Here is a 13,692-nt window from a genome sequence, read left to right on the forward strand (position 1 = left end):
ATGGAGGACCGGCGCCGACGGGGCGCCGGGGACGGAAAGGGCACGGACGTGGACGTCCAGGGCAGTGTGGCGTCGGGGTTCGAGCCCGTCGAGGACGCCTTCGTACGCAACTTCACCGAGGGCGGCGAGCGCGGCGCGGCCGTCGCCGTCTACCGGGACGGCGTCAAGGTCGTCGACCTGTGGGCGGGCACCCGGGACGCGAACGGGGAAGCCGACGGGGAAGCGAACCGGGAAGCGATCCGGGAAGCCGACGGGGACGTCGACGGCGGCGAGCCCTGGCGGGAGGGCACCGCGCAGATAGTCCGCTCGGCGACGAAGGGCGTCGCCGCCGCCGTCCCGCTCCTCCTGCACCAGCGCGGACTCCTCGACCTGGACGCCCCGGTCTCCACGTACTGGCCCGAGTTCAAGGCCCACGGCAAGGAGCGCGCCCTCGTCCGGCACCTGCTGTCGCACCGCGCGGGCGTGCCCGTGCTCGACCGGCCGGTTTCCATGGCCGGGCTGGACGCGGCGCCGTCGGCGGTCGCCGCGCAGCCGCCCGTCTGGGAGCCCGGCACCGACCACGGCTACCACGCGCAGACGTACAGCTGGCTCCTCGGCGAACTCGTGCTCCGCGTGACCGGGCGGACCCTCGGGACCTGGCTGGCCGAGGAGCTGGCCGGGCCGCTCGGCCTCGACCTGTGGCTCGGGCTGCCCGCCGCCGTGGCCGGCCGCGTCGGCCGGGTCGGCCCGGTGGCGCCGCCCGAGCCCCGGGCGGGCGGCGGCGTGCTGCGGCTGCGGCCCAAGCGGAACGTCGCGGAGGCCTACGCCGACCCGTCGTCGCTGACCCGCCGCGCGTTCGCCGCGCTCAGCGCACCCGAGGAGAACTCCGCGGCCTACCGTGCGGCCGAGCTCCCCGGCTCCAACGGCATCGCGACCGCCCGCGCCCTGGCCCGCTTCTACGCCTCGCTGATCGGCGAAGTCGACGGCCACGCCCGGCTGTTCGCGCCCGCGACGGTCGCTCTCGCGCGTACGGAGGAGTCGGCGGGGCCCGACCGGGTGCTCGTCGTGAACACCCGCTTCGGGCTCGGCTACATGCTGCACGGCCCGTCGTCCCCGCTCCTCGCCCCCGGCTCCTTCGGCCACCCCGGCCGCGGCGGGCCCCTCGCGTTCGCCGACCCGGAGTCGGGGGTGGGGTTCGGGTACGTGACGAACGGGTTGCAGCAGGGGGTTACGGGGGATCCGCGGGCGCAGGCCCTGGTACGGGCGGTACGTCAGGTCGTCGGCTGAGTCGGGGTCGACTCGGGCACCCCCAGGGGCTCCGCCCCGGCCCCCGCTCCTCAAACGCCGGAGGGGCTTTCATTGCGCTGTCTGCTGTCTGCCGTCTGCCGTCTGCCGTCTGCCGTCTGCCGTCTGCCGTCTGCCGTCTGCCGTCTGCCGTGCCGTCGTGGCTGGTCGCGCAGTTTCCCCGCGCCCCTGAAGGCCAGCCCCTTCGGGGCTGAATCCAGCCTTCGGGAAGGGGCGGGGAGGGGAAGAAGAACCGCCCTGCCCAGCCCTACCCCGCGTGCAGCATCAGCCCGATCCCCACCACCATCAACCCCGCAGCCGCGATCCTCGGCGCCCCGAACCGTTCCTTGAAGAAGACCGCCCCGATCGCCGCCCCCACGATGATCGACGACTCCCGCAGCGCAGCGATCGGCGCGAGGGCCGCGCGGGTCTGGGCCCACAGGACGAGGCCGTACGCCGCCACCGAGAGGCCCGCGCCGAGCAGCCCGTGGACCGCGTGCGGGCGAAGCAGCTCCGGGAGCCGGGAGCGGTGCCGGTAGAGCGCGTACGCCGGGATCGAGACGCCCTCCAGGATCATCAGCCAGGCGATATAGCCGAGCGGAGTGCCGGAGGCGCGTACGCCCACGCCGTCCACCACCGTGTACGCGGCGATGGAAAGCCCGGTCGCGAGCGCGGCGAGCAGCGCGGGCCAGTGCGGGCGGCGGCCCGAGCCGCGGATGCCCCACAGGGCGAGGCCGACGAGGCCGGCGGAGGACACCGCCACACCGGTCAGCTGCCAGCCGTCGATGCGCTCGCCGACGAAGACGGCAGCGGCGACGGTCACGACGAGCGGCGCCGTACCGCGCGCGATCGGATACATCTGCCCGAAGTCGCCGAGGCTGAACGACCGCATGAGCAGCGCCTGGTAGGCCACGTGCAGGACCGCGGAGGCGATCAGGGCCGGCCAGGCGCCCGCGGCCGGGAACGGGGCGAAGCAGGCGAGGACGGCGCCGATGAGGGCGCCGCCGCCGGATATCAGGGTGAACGCGACCAACTGGTCCTTGATGCGGTGCGCCATCGCGTTCCAGCTGGCGTGCGTGACGGCGGCCAGGACGACGGCCCCGGCCACGAGCGGCGTCATCGGACCGTCCCGCGAACCTCGCCCGTCCCGCGAGTCCCGTGAACTTCGCCCGTCCCGCGGACCTCGCGGACGTCCACCAGCGTGGCGCCCGCGTGCGCGACCAGTTCCTTCGGGTCCATCGGGAACACGGTGTGCGGGGTGCCCGCGGCCGCCCACACCACGTCGTGGTCGAGCAGGCCGCGGTCGGCGAGGACCCGGGTGCGGGTGCGGTGCCCGAAGGGCGGCACCCCGCCGATCGCGTACCCGGTGGTCTCCCGTACGACGTCCGCGTTCGGCCGCGTGACCTTCTCGGCGCCCAGCTCCCGCCGGACCAGCTCCATGTCGACGCGCGAGGCGCCGTCCATGAGGACCAGGACCGGGACCTGGTCCGCTGCGAAGATCAGCGACTTCACGATCTCGCCGAGCGCGCAGCCCACCGCCTGAGCGGCCTGCGCGGCGGTGCGGGTGGCGTCCGGGAAGGCGCGGACCTCGGCCAGGACGGACTCCAGGCCGAGGTCACGCAGGGCCTCGGCGAAGCGGGGGTGGGCAGTGTTGCCGGTTGAGCTGGTCATGGCCGCACACGCTAGCTGTACGTGTACTCAGCACGCGACCACCATCCGGCCCGCGGGACCAGCCACGCCCGGTCCCGCGAAGGTCCGCCGGACAGGCCCTACGCCCCGCCCTTGAGCACCGCCGCCACCAGCGGTCCGGAGGACGAGCCGCCGCGGCCGCCCTCCAGCATCACCGCGGCCGCCGCCAGGTCGCCGCGCCAGGCGGTGAACCAGCCGTTGGGCTTCTTCTGGCCCATGACCTCGGCGGAGCCGGTCTTGCCGCCGATGTCGGGGCCGAGCCCGGACATGGCTGCGGCGGCCGAGCCGGAGGTCGCGGTGTACGTGAGGAGTTCCTTCAGCTGGGCCTGGGCCGAGGGCTTCAGCTTGCGCGGCGCCGTCGCGAGGGTGCGGCCGTCCACCTCCGGGGAGACCAGGTACGGCTGGCGGAACGTGCCCGTCTTGGCCGTGGCGATGAACGACGCCACGTTCAGCGGGTTCATCCGCACCCCGCCCTGGCCGATCAGCGAGGCGGCCATCTGCGCGTCGGACTGCACCGGCACCCGGCCGTCGAAGGTCGAGACGCCGCTGGTCCAGTTGCCCTTGCCGAGCCCGAAGACCTCCTGGGCCTGCTGGGTCAGGTCGTCGTCCTTGAGCTTCTTGGCCTGCGAGATGAAGGCCGTGTTGCAGGACGCCGCGAAGCTGGAGCGGAACGTGCCGTTCTTGATCTCGAACTTCTCGACGTTCTGGAACCGCCAGCCGCCGTACGTCTCGTACTTGGGGCACGGGTGCGGCTTGTCGATGCCCGCGAGGCCCTTCTCCAGGAGCATCGACGCGGACACGATCTTGAACGTGGAGCCCGGCGCGAGGGAGCCCTGCAGCGCGATGTTCAGGCCCGAGGTGTTGGAGTTGGCGACCGCGAGCACCTCGCCCGTGGACGGCTTGAGCAGCACGACGGAGGCATCCTGCCGCTTGGCCACCTCCGCCTCGGCGTTGGCCTGCGCCTTCGCGCTGATCGTCGTCTCGACGGTGCCCGGGGTGCCCTTGGAGAGCGTGAGCAGCGTCTTGTCGGACAGCGCCTTGTCATCGGACTTGCCCGACTCGTCCGACTCGTCCGACTCTTCTGCCCCTTCCGACTTGCCCGGCTTCTGGGTCGACTCGCCCCGCACGATGCGGAGTTCGACGGCCGGCTCGCCGCCCGCCTTGTCGCCGTACTTCTCGCGCAGCGAGTCCAGGACCGTGCCGAGCGAGGGGTACTTCTCGGCGCTCAGCTCCGCGCCGTCCCGGTCCACGGCCTTGATCGGCGGCTTCCCGGATTCGTCGGCGCGCAGCACGTCGCCCTCGCGCAGCTCCGGGTGGACCACGGACGGCTGCCAGTGCACGACCGGCTTGTCGGTCTTCTCGTCGCGCACGACGGTCAGTTCGGAGTCGTACGTGAAGGGCTTGCTCGTTGCCTCGTACGAGGCAACGGCCGACACGGAGAACGGCACCTTCCGCCCGCTCGCCGTGCCCGGCGTCAGCTCGACCTTCGTGAGGTGGGCGTCCTCGCGGTACGAGGTCAGGGCGGTGCGGGCGGCCGCGGCGTCGTCGGTCTGCGCGGCGGCCGCCGCCACGTCGCCCTTGGACCACGCGGTGAGGAACTTCGCGGTGGTCGACTTCACCTCGGCGGCGCTCGGCGGGCCCAGCTCCTTCTTCGGCTCGCCCGCGGCCGTGCGGTCGCCGCCCTGGGCGCCGCCGCTCTCGGAGCCGCCGCCGGTCAGGGCGTACGCGGTGAAGCCCGCGCCGGCCGCGACGGCGACGACCGCGGCCCCGATCAGGGTGACCTTGGCCTCCTTGCGCATCCCGCTCCTGGCGCCCGTCGCTCCGGTGCCGTGCCGCCCGCCCTCGGGTTCCATGCGCTCTCTCCTGACCACAGCTGCTTGGTTCGCGGATGCTCCGTACGTTCGCGGATTGCCCGTGCTCTCCGACCGGGCCAGGCCGCCGAATGGGCACCCTATAGGCCGTAAGTGACCACGCTCACCGGCCGGGTGGCCGGGCCCGCACCGCTCCAGGTCACACCCATGTGTCGAACCACATCCGAGCCCGCCAGGAATCCACCGGAATCGGTGTCCCGGTGTAGATCGGCCAGAAGTAGATGAAGTTCCAGAAGATCAGCAGGACCAGGACGCCCGAGCCCACCGCGCCCACGATGCGGCGGCGTTCCGTCGAGCCGGGCGGGCCCAGGATCGCGCCGATCATCATCGCCACGGCCAGACACAGGAACGGCACGAAGACCACGGCGTAGAAGTAGAAGATCGTCCGCTCCTGGTACGCGAACCAGGGCAGGTACCCGGCCGCGATGCCGCACAGGATCGCGCCCGCCCGCCAGTCCCGGCGCAGCAGCCAGCGCCACAGCGCGTACGCCACCGCGAAGCAGGCCGCCCACCACAGCAGCGGGGTGCCGAGCGCGAGGACCTCCGCGGCGCACTTCCCGGCGGTGTCCTTCGGGCAGCCGTCCACGCCGGGCGCGGGGGACTCGTAGTAGTACGAGACGGGCCGGCCGAGGACCAGCCAGCTCCACGGGTTGGAGTCGTAGGTGTGGCCGGAGGTCAGGCCGATGTGGAACTGGTAGACCTCGTACTCGTAGTGCCACAGCGAGCGCAGCCAGTCCGGCAGGAACGTCCAGTTGCCGCCCTTGCCCGCGGTGGCCGCCCAGTTCCGGAAGTAGCCGTCGTCGGTGACGATCCAGCCGGTCCACGACACGACGTACGTGCCGATCGCCACCGGTACCGTCGACACGAACGCCGGGAGCACGTCCTTCTTCAGGACCGTCGGATACGGCCGTCCGGCCCCGGCGACGCGGCGGGCGCCGACGTCCCACAGGACCGACATCAGGGCGAACGCGGCCAGGATGTAGAGGCCGTTCCACTTCGTGGCGAAGGCGAGGCCCAGGCAGACCCCGGCCGCGATCCGCCAGGGGCGCCGGCCGAGGCGGGCGGTCTCGGCGATGTCCGCGTCAGGGCGGACCAACCCGTCCTCGTCCACGGGCAGTTGGGCCAGGAGCCGCGCCCGCGACCGGTCCCGGTCCACGACCAGGCAGCCGAACGCCGCCACCACGAAGAACATCAGGACCAGGTCGAGCAGCGCGGCCCGGCTCATCACGAAGTGCAGGCCGTCCACCGCGAGCAGCGCGCCCGCCAGACAGCCGAGGAACGTCGACCGGAAGAGGCGCCGCCCGATCCGGCAGATCAGCAGCACCGACAGCGTGCCGAGCACCGCCGTCATGAACCGCCAGCCGAACGGCGTGAAGCCGTGCATCCACTCGCCGAGCCCGATGACCCACTTGCCGACCGGCGGATGCACCACGTACGAGGCGTCGGTGCCGAGCGGCACGTCCGAGCCGAGCCGGATGACCTCGTCGTTGTAGTCCTTGGGCCAGTTCACCTCGTAACCGCGGTGGATCAGTGCCCAGGCGTCCTTGGCGTAGTACGTCTCGTCGAATATCACCTTGTCCGGGCGGCCCAGGTTCCAGAACCGCAGGGCCCCCGCGACCAGGGCGACGAGCAGCGGGCCGACCCAGCCGAGCAGCCGGTTCATCGGCGCGACCCGGTAGGCGGCCACCCCGAGCGCGGCCCACACGCGCAGGGCGGGCTCGGGGAAGGGCGGGACCAGCCGGGCACGGACGTCGGCTCCGGGGCCCGCCGTGTACCCGAACCGCCGCAGCCGCAGCTGCCAGGCCGGCGGCCGGGCCGGATCGGCGGCTTCGGCGGCCGGGCGGCCCGCTTGCGCGTCGGTGGAGTCCGTCGTGGACGCTGCACTGGTCACCGCGCCATCGTAGGGAACGCGACTGTGCGAGCACCGCGGTACCGGCCTCCCGGGCGGGCCACCGCCCGATCCGCCGCGGGCCACCGCCGCACACGCCGCGGGCCACCGCCGCATCCGCCGCGAGGGCGCCCCCGTATCCCTGCGAGGATGGCCCCGTGACAGCAGGAACGCTCGTACTCGCAGGCACCCCCATCGGCGACACCTCCGACGCCCCGCCCCGGCTCGCCGCCGAGCTGGAGTCGGCGGATGTCGTGGCCGCCGAGGACACCCGCCGCCTCCGCCGGCTCACGCAGGCGCTCGGGGTGCAGCCGGGCGGGCGGATCGTGTCGTACTTCGAGGGGAACGAGGCCGCCCGTACGCCAGAGCTGGTCGAAGCCCTGGCCGACGGGGCGCGGGTGCTGCTCGTGACCGACGCCGGGATGCCGTCCGTCTCCGACCCCGGGTACCGGCTGGTCGCCGCCGCCGTCGAGCGGGACATCCGGGTGACCGCCGTGCCGGGGCCTTCCGCGGTGCTCACCGCGCTCGCGCTCTCCGGGCTGCCCGTGGACCGGTTCTGCTTCGAGGGGTTCCTCCCGCGCAAGGCCGGTGAGCGCCGCTCCCGCCTCGCCGAGGTCGCCGACGAGCGCCGCACCCTCGTCTACTTCGAGGCCCCGCACCGCCTCGACGACACCCTCGCCGCGATGGCCGAGGCCTTCGGCTCCGACCGCCGCGCGGCCGTCTGCCGCGAGCTGACCAAGACGTACGAGGAAGTGAAGCGCGGCCCGCTCGGCGAGCTCGCCGCCTGGGCCGCCGAAGGGGTGCGCGGCGAGATCACCGTCGTCGTCGAGGGCGCCCCCGAGACCGCCGAGGAGCTCGACGCGGACGAGCTGGTGCGGCGGGTCCAGGTGCGTGAGGAGGCGGGGGAGCGCCGCAAGGAGGCGATCGCCGCGGTGGCGGCCGACGCGGGCCTGCCCAAGCGGGAGGTGTTCGATGCGGTGGTCGCGGCAAAGAATGCCGCTCGCAGCGCGCCATCGGACGGCAAAGGACTATCGTGAAAGGCAAAGCGCAGGCCGCGCACCAGGCTTTTTTCGCATAGAGAAGGCCAAGAACGCTCCAATATCTCGACAGGCCTGATGCGCTCCTCCGGGCGCGGGAGTCCACTGGAAGCAGGGACAACACCGACCGTCCCGGAACGTGCTTGTCCAGGGGACAAGAGGAGCTGGCATGAGTGAGACCACCGGCCGCATCGCCACGGGTATGCCGCGCGAGGCCATAGCCACCGTTCAAGAGTCGTACTCCTTCGCCTGCATGCGCTGCGGGCACGGCTGGGAGCAGTCGTACGACATCGAGCACTTCGTCGACGGCACGGGCAACGAATTCGTGATGTACGTGGTCGACGGCCGGCGGGTGCCGTCCCCGCTGACCAGGCCCACCTGCATGAACTGCGGCGGCCACGTCGTACGGATCATGCGGCCGGGGCGGGTGTCCTCGGTCCAGAAGATCGCCTCCGGGCAGCCCTTCGAGTACGCCGGTCAGTCCGCGGCCGAAACCCAGGGAGCGGAGTCCGAAGGGGAGTCCGGGGAGTCCGAAGCGGACGCCGCCCGGAAGTCCGGGCACCACTGGCACCTCTCCGACCTGCTGCACCCCTTCCGGCACCAGCACAGGAACGACGGCTGAACAGACCTTCGTAGGATCGGGGCATGAGCCCCAAGGACGTCAAGGACGCCAAAGACGCACCGCCGCCGCTGCCGGAGCCCCTGCGGGTTCCGGTGGCGGACTCGCACACCCACCTCGACATGCAGTCGGCCACCGTCGCCGAGAGCCTTGCCGACGCCGCGTCCGTCGGCGTGACGACCGTGGTCCAGGTGGGCTGTGACCTCAAGGGCTCCCGCTGGGCCGCCGAGACCGCCGCGCAGTACGAGGCCGTGCACGCCACCGTCGCCCTGCATCCCAACGAGGCGCCGCGGATCGTCCTGGGGGATCCTGACGGGTGGTCCCGGCAGGGCGCGCGCGAGCCCGGCGGGGACGCCGCGCTCGACGACGCGCTCGCCGAGATCGACCGGCTCGCCGCTCTGCCGCAGGTCAAGGGCGTCGGCGAGACCGGGCTCGACTACTTCCGCACCGGGCCCGAGGGCAAGGACGCGCAGGAGCGGTCGTTCCGCGCGCACATCGAGATCGCCAAGCGGCACGGCAAGGCCCTCGTCATCCACGACCGCGAGGCCCACGCCGACGTGCTGCGGGTCCTCAAGGAGGAGGGCGCCCCCGAGCGCACCGTCTTCCACTGCTACTCCGGCGACGCCGCGATGGCCCGGATCTGCGCCGAGCAGGGCTACTTCATGTCCTTCGCCGGCAACGTCACGTTCAAGAACGCGGGGCCGCTGCGCGAGGCCCTGGACGTGGCGCCCCGCGAACTCGTCCTCGTCGAGACCGACGCGCCCTTCCTCACGCCCGCGCCCTACCGCGGTCGGCCCAACGCGCCCTATCTCATTCCGGTCACGCTGCGGGCCATGGCCCGGGTCAAGGGCCTCGACGAGGACGCGCTGGCGGAGGCGGTACGCGCCAACACGGCGCGCGCATTTGATTACTGACCGATAATGCGCCGGGTCCGGCAGCCCGGGGCAACGCTGCGACACAATGTGACCGAACGAGTCCGGAGGGTGACTACGGCCTCGCGACTCCGCTAGGTTCTGCTCGCCCGAGTTCAGGACCGTCACCGGAGTGCTCGTCGTGAACCTTGACTGGCGCGGCCCGACCGTCGCACCGCCCGCGCCCGCCGCCGAACCCGCCGCCGGACCCGCCGCCGAACCCACCCCGGCCACCCTGGCCACCCCGGCCGCCCCGGTCGCGGGCAGCCGGGCCGAGGCCCGGCGCGCGGCCCGGCGCAAGCAGGCGGCCGGGCGCAAGCAGGCGGCCCGGCGCAAGCGGAGCGCCGAGCGCCCCGAGGTGCTGCGCCGGCTGCTGCCGCAGGCCCTCGTCGTCGCCTTCCTCGCGGGCGGCACCACCGCGTTCGTCGCCAAGGACAAGGCCGTCCAGCTCTCCATCGACGGCAGGCCCCGCACCCTGCACACCTTCGCGGACGACGTCGGCGAACTCATCGCCGACGAGGGCCTGGCCCCGGGCGCCCACGACAGCGTCGCGCCCGCCCCCGACACCCCGCTGACCAGCGGCGACGAGGTCGTCATCCGGTACGGGCGGCTCCTTCGCCTCACCCTCGACGGGGAGCGCCGCCAGGTGTGGACGACCGCCCGGACCGTCGAGGGCGCGCTGCGCCGGCTCGGCGTGCGCGTGCAGGGCGCCTACCTGTCCGTCGACCGCTCGCAGCGGATCGCCCGCGACGGCCTGGAGCTTCGAGTCCGCACCGAACGCACCGTGACCGTGATGGCCGACGGCCGCGAACGCACCATCCGCACCAACGCCGCGACCGTACGCGAGGCCGTCGCCGAGGCCGGGATCTCGCTGCGCGGCCAGGACACCACCTCCGTACCGCCCGACTCGTTCCCGCGCGACGGCCAGACCCTCACCGTCCTGCGCGTCACCGGCAGCCGCGAGGTGCGCGAGGAACCCATCGCCTTCGACGTGCAGCGCACCGACGACGCCACGCTCTACCGCGGCACCGAGGTCGTCGAGCGCGCCGGCCGGCAGGGCGCGCGCCGCGTCACGTACGAGCTGCGCACCGTCAACGGTGTGCGGCAGCGGCCGCGGCGGGTCGACTCGCAGGTGGTGCGCGCCCCGCGGACCCAGCGCGTGCTCGTCGGCACCCGGCCGCTGCCGACCAGCGTGCGGGGCGCCGACGGCCTCGACTGGAACGCGCTCGCCCAGTGCGAGTCCGGCGGCCGCCCGGACGCGGTCGACCCCTCCGGCACGTACGGCGGCCTCTACCAGTTCGACACCGGCACCTGGCAGAGCCTCGGCGGCTCGGGCCGCCCCCAGGACGCGCCGCCCGCCGAGCAGACGTACCGCGCGAAGAAGCTGTACGTGCAGCGCGGGGCCAGCCCCTGGCCGCACTGCGGGGCACGGCTGTGACCCGCTTACCCTTGTGCGGTGAGCAACAGCCCCGACTCCCGCCCCGACTCCCTCCTCGGCCCGGCCGACATCCGTGAACTGGCCGCCGCCCTGGGCGTACGCCCCACCAAGCAGCGCGGCCAGAACTTCGTCATCGACGCCAACACGGTCCGCCGGATCGTCCGCACCGCCGAGGTGCGCCCCGACGACGTGGTCGTGGAGGTCGGGCCCGGACTCGGCTCGCTGACGCTCGCGCTCCTGGAGACCGCGGACCGGGTCACCGCCGTCGAGATCGACGACGTGCTCGCCGCCGCGCTGCCCGCCACCGTCGAGGCCCGCATGCCCGAGCGCGCCGACCGGTTCGCGCTCGTGCACTCCGACGCGATGCACGTCGAGGAGCTGCCGGGCCCGCCGCCCACCGCGCTCGTCGCGAACCTGCCGTACAACGTCGCCGTGCCCGTCCTCCTGCACATGCTCGCCACCTTCCCGAGCATCGACCGCACGCTCGTCATGGTCCAGTCCGAGGTCGCCGACCGCCTCGCCGCCACCCCCGGCTCGAAGGTGTACGGCGTGCCCTCCGTGAAGGCCAACTGGTACGCGGAGGTCAAGCGCGCCGGCGCCATCGGCCGCAACGTCTTCTGGCCCGCGCCGAACGTCGACAGCGGCCTGGTCTCCCTGGTGCGGCGCACCGAGCCCGTCGCCACGACCGCCTCGCGCGCGGAGGTGTTCGCCGTCGTCGACGCCGCGTTCGCCCAGCGCCGCAAGACCCTGCGCGCCGCGCTCGCCGGCTGGGCCGGTTCGGCCGCCGCCGCAGAGAAGGCGCTCGTCGCCGCCGGGGTCTCCCCGCAGGCGCGCGGCGAGTCCCTCACCGTCGAACAGTTCGCGAAGATCGCCGAGAACCGGGGAGTGGCGTAAGTGAGTGTGACGGTACGGGTACCGGCCAAGGTCAACGTCCAGCTCGCGGTCGGCGGCGCCCGCCCCGACGGCTTCCACGACCTGGCCAACGTGTTTCTGGCGGTGGGGCTGTACGACGAGGTCACGGCGACGCCCGCCGACCGGCTCCGGGTGACGTGCTCGGGCCCGGACGCCCACCAGGTCCCGCTCGACCGGAGCAACCTGGCGGCGCGCGCGGCCCTCGCCCTTGCGGAGCGGCACGGCGTGACCCCCGGCGTCCATCTGCACATCGCCAAGGACATCCCCGTCGCGGGCGGCATGGCGGGCGGCAGCGCGGACGCGGCGGGCGCGCTCGTGGCGTGCGACGCGCTCTGGGGGACCGGCGCCTCCCGGGCCGAACTCCTCGACATCTGCGCCGAGTTGGGCAGCGACGTGCCGTTCGGCCTGGTCGGCGGGGCGGCGCTCGGCGTCGGCCGCGGCGAACAGCTCACGCCCCTCGACGTGGGCGGTACGTTCCACTGGGTGTTCGCCCTCGCCGACGGCGGCCTCTCCACTCCGGCCGTGTACCGCGAGTTCGACCGCCAGTGGGAAGGTCTCGACGTACCGGCCCCGCAGGCCTCGCCCGCCCTGATCGAGGCCCTGCGCGCCGGTGACCCGCGCGCCCTCGCCGGGGTGCTGGGCAACGACCTGGAACCGGCCGCCCTCGCCCTCTTCCCCGCCCTGGAGCAGACCCTCGCGGCGGGCACGGACGGCGGCGCGCTGGCGGCCCTGGTCTCCGGCTCCGGCCCGACGACCGCCTTCCTCGCCGAGGACGCCGCCTCCGCCGAGTCCGTCGCCGAGGCCCTGCTGAAGTCCGACACCTGCCGCGCGGTCCGCGTCGCCCCGGCCCCGGCACCGGGCGCGACGGTGATCGCCCCGGCGGTGTAGCCGTACGTACTCAGGCCCCAGTTGAGTACCTGAGCCCTGCCGGGCGGCGCGCCCCGGGCGAGACCGTACGGGCATGAACACCACCGCCGCCGCCCGGCTCGCCGAGGCCACCCCGGACACCCGGGACCGCTGCATCGACCTGCTGCGCGTCGCGTCGCTCGCCACCGTCGTCCTCGGCCACTGGCTGATGGCGGCCGTCGCCACGGGGGCGGGCGGGGGCGTCGAGGTCGGCAACCTGCTCGCCGTCGTGCCCGAGCTGCAACCGCTCACCTGGGTGCTGCAGATCATGCCGGTGTTCTTCTTCGTCGGCGGCTTCGCACACGCCTCGTCGTACCGCTCGCTGCGCCGCAGGTCCGGCTCCCAGCCGGTGTACGCGGCGTTCCTGCGGGCCCGCCTGCAGCGCCTGCTCGGCCCCACGATCGTGTTCGTCCTGACCTGGGGAGCACTCGCCCTGGTCCTCCAACTCCTCGGCGCGGGCGGCGGGTTGCTCGACATCACGCTGCGCCTCGTCGCCCAGCCGCTGTGGTTCATCGGCATCTACCTCGCGATGGTCGCGTTCACCCCGCCGCTGCTGCGCGCGCACGAGCGGTGGGGCTGGGGCGCGTTCGCCGCGCTCGCCGCCGCGGCGGCCACGGTCGACGTGCTGCGCTTCGCCCTCGGCGTCCCCTACGTCGAGTTCCTCAACTTCGCCCTCGTCTGGCTCGCCGTGCACCAGCTGGGCTTCCTGCGCGCCGACGGCCGCCTCGACGCCCGGGGCACGGCGGCCGCGCTCGCCGGCTGCGGGCTCGCGGGGGTGGTGGCGCTGGTGACGTACGGCCCGTATCCGCTGTCGATGGTCGGCATGCCCGGCGCGGAGATCTCCAACATGGCCCCGCCCACGCTCGCCCTGCTCTGCCACGGGCTGTGGCTGGTCGGCGCGGTCGAGCTGGCGCGCGGTCCGCTCGGGGCGTGGCTGCGGCGGCCCCGGGTGTGGCGCGGGGTCGTCGCCGCGAGCGGCATCGCCATGACGGCCTTCCTCTGGCACCTCACGGCGATGCTCGGGGTGTACGGCGTGCTGCTTGCCCTCGACGTTCCGCTGCCGGAGCCGGCGAGTGCGGCGTGGTGGGCGCAGGTGCCGCTGCGGGTGCTTGCGGCGGCGCTGCTCACGGCTCTGCTCGTGGCCGCCTTCCGCCGCTT

Annotated in this window: 11 protein-coding genes and 1 pseudogene; 8 read left to right on the plus strand and 4 right to left on the minus strand. The window is 73.7% G+C overall.

What is annotated here, in order from left to right; genetic code table 11:
• Positions 1-1,266, plus strand: coding sequence for a serine hydrolase domain-containing protein (locus QIS99_RS10335; RefSeq protein ID WP_282512631.1), 1,266 nt, complete (start codon positions 1-3; stop codon positions 1,264-1,266).
• Positions 1,267-1,531: 265 nt separating this feature from the next.
• Here the strand turns inward: QIS99_RS10335 and QIS99_RS10340 are convergent, their stop codons facing one another.
• The 4 genes from QIS99_RS10340 to QIS99_RS10355 all read right to left on the minus strand — a co-directional run bounded on the left by QIS99_RS10340 (position 1,532) and on the right by QIS99_RS10355 (position 6,714).
• Complete coding sequence (locus tag QIS99_RS10340) at positions 1,532-2,383, minus strand: DMT family transporter (protein ID WP_282512633.1); 852 nt, start codon at positions 2,381-2,383, stop codon at positions 1,532-1,534.
• Positions 2,380-2,934, minus strand: a complete 555-nt coding sequence (locus QIS99_RS10345; protein WP_282512635.1) for a YbaK/EbsC family protein — start codon at positions 2,932-2,934, stop codon at positions 2,380-2,382. Before QIS99_RS10345 ends, QIS99_RS10340 begins: the two co-directional genes overlap by 4 nt.
• Positions 2,935-3,032: 98 nt before the next feature.
• A complete protein-coding gene (locus QIS99_RS10350; protein WP_408909520.1) occupies positions 3,033-4,805 on the minus strand; it encodes a penicillin-binding transpeptidase domain-containing protein in 1,773 nt (590 codons plus the stop codon).
• Between the two features lie 157 nt (positions 4,806-4,962).
• Positions 4,963-6,714 (minus strand): dolichyl-phosphate-mannose--protein mannosyltransferase, encoded by a 1,752-nt coding sequence (locus QIS99_RS10355; RefSeq protein ID WP_408909521.1) that lies wholly within the window; start codon positions 6,712-6,714, stop codon positions 4,963-4,965.
• A 155-nt stretch (positions 6,715-6,869) separates the two neighbouring features.
• On the opposite strand from QIS99_RS10355, the gene rsmI reads away from it, so the two are divergent.
• The 7 genes and pseudogenes from rsmI to QIS99_RS10390 all read left to right on the plus strand — a co-directional run.
• Positions 6,870-7,748 (plus strand): 16S rRNA (cytidine(1402)-2'-O)-methyltransferase, encoded by an 879-nt coding sequence (gene rsmI / locus QIS99_RS10360; protein ID WP_282512637.1) that lies wholly within the window; start codon positions 6,870-6,872, stop codon positions 7,746-7,748.
• Between the two features lie 169 nt (positions 7,749-7,917).
• Positions 7,918-8,370, plus strand: a complete 453-nt coding sequence (locus tag QIS99_RS10365; RefSeq protein ID WP_282512639.1) for a hypothetical protein — start codon at positions 7,918-7,920, stop codon at positions 8,368-8,370.
• A 23-nt stretch (positions 8,371-8,393) separates the two neighbouring features.
• A complete protein-coding gene (locus tag QIS99_RS10370) occupies positions 8,394-9,281 on the plus strand; it encodes a TatD family hydrolase (RefSeq protein WP_282512641.1) in 888 nt (295 codons plus the stop codon).
• A 139-nt stretch (positions 9,282-9,420) separates the two neighbouring features.
• Entirely contained in the window at positions 9,421-10,716 is a 1,296-nt protein-coding gene (locus QIS99_RS10375; RefSeq protein WP_282512643.1) for a resuscitation-promoting factor, read from the plus strand.
• 18 nt (positions 10,717-10,734) lie between these two features.
• Positions 10,735-11,610, plus strand: coding sequence for a 16S rRNA (adenine(1518)-N(6)/adenine(1519)-N(6))-dimethyltransferase RsmA (gene rsmA / locus QIS99_RS10380; RefSeq protein WP_282512645.1), 876 nt, complete (start codon positions 10,735-10,737; stop codon positions 11,608-11,610).
• Complete coding sequence (locus QIS99_RS10385) at positions 11,611-12,516, plus strand: 4-(cytidine 5'-diphospho)-2-C-methyl-D-erythritol kinase (protein WP_282512647.1); 906 nt, start codon at positions 11,611-11,613, stop codon at positions 12,514-12,516.
• Positions 12,517-12,703: 187 nt separating this feature from the next.
• Positions 12,704-13,609 (plus strand): annotated as a pseudogene (locus QIS99_RS10390) (acyltransferase family protein); the annotation flags it as partial.
• Positions 13,610-13,692 lie beyond the last annotated feature (83 nt).

The sequence above is a fragment of the Streptomyces solicavernae genome, from assembly GCF_029968095.1.
Taxonomy (GTDB): domain Bacteria; phylum Actinomycetota; class Actinomycetes; order Streptomycetales; family Streptomycetaceae; genus Streptomyces; species Streptomyces solicavernae.

Bases quoted from the DNA above. Each gene is read 5' to 3' on its own strand.
- QIS99_RS10370 (WP_282512641.1), top strand. From the start codon at position 8,394: ATGAGCCCCAAGGACGTCAAGGACGCCAAAGACGCACCGCCGCCGCTG.
- QIS99_RS10350 (WP_408909520.1), bottom strand. From the start codon at position 4,805: ATGGAACCCGAGGGCGGGCGGCACGGCACCGGAGCGACGGGCGCCAGG.
- QIS99_RS10345 (WP_282512635.1), bottom strand. From the start codon at position 2,934: ATGACCAGCTCAACCGGCAACACTGCCCACCCCCGCTTCGCCGAGGCC.
- QIS99_RS10335 (WP_282512631.1), top strand. From the start codon at position 1: ATGGAGGACCGGCGCCGACGGGGCGCCGGGGACGGAAAGGGCACGGAC.
- QIS99_RS10365 (WP_282512639.1), top strand. From the start codon at position 7,918: ATGAGTGAGACCACCGGCCGCATCGCCACGGGTATGCCGCGCGAGGCC.
- QIS99_RS10340 (WP_282512633.1), bottom strand. From the start codon at position 2,383: ATGACGCCGCTCGTGGCCGGGGCCGTCGTCCTGGCCGCCGTCACGCAC.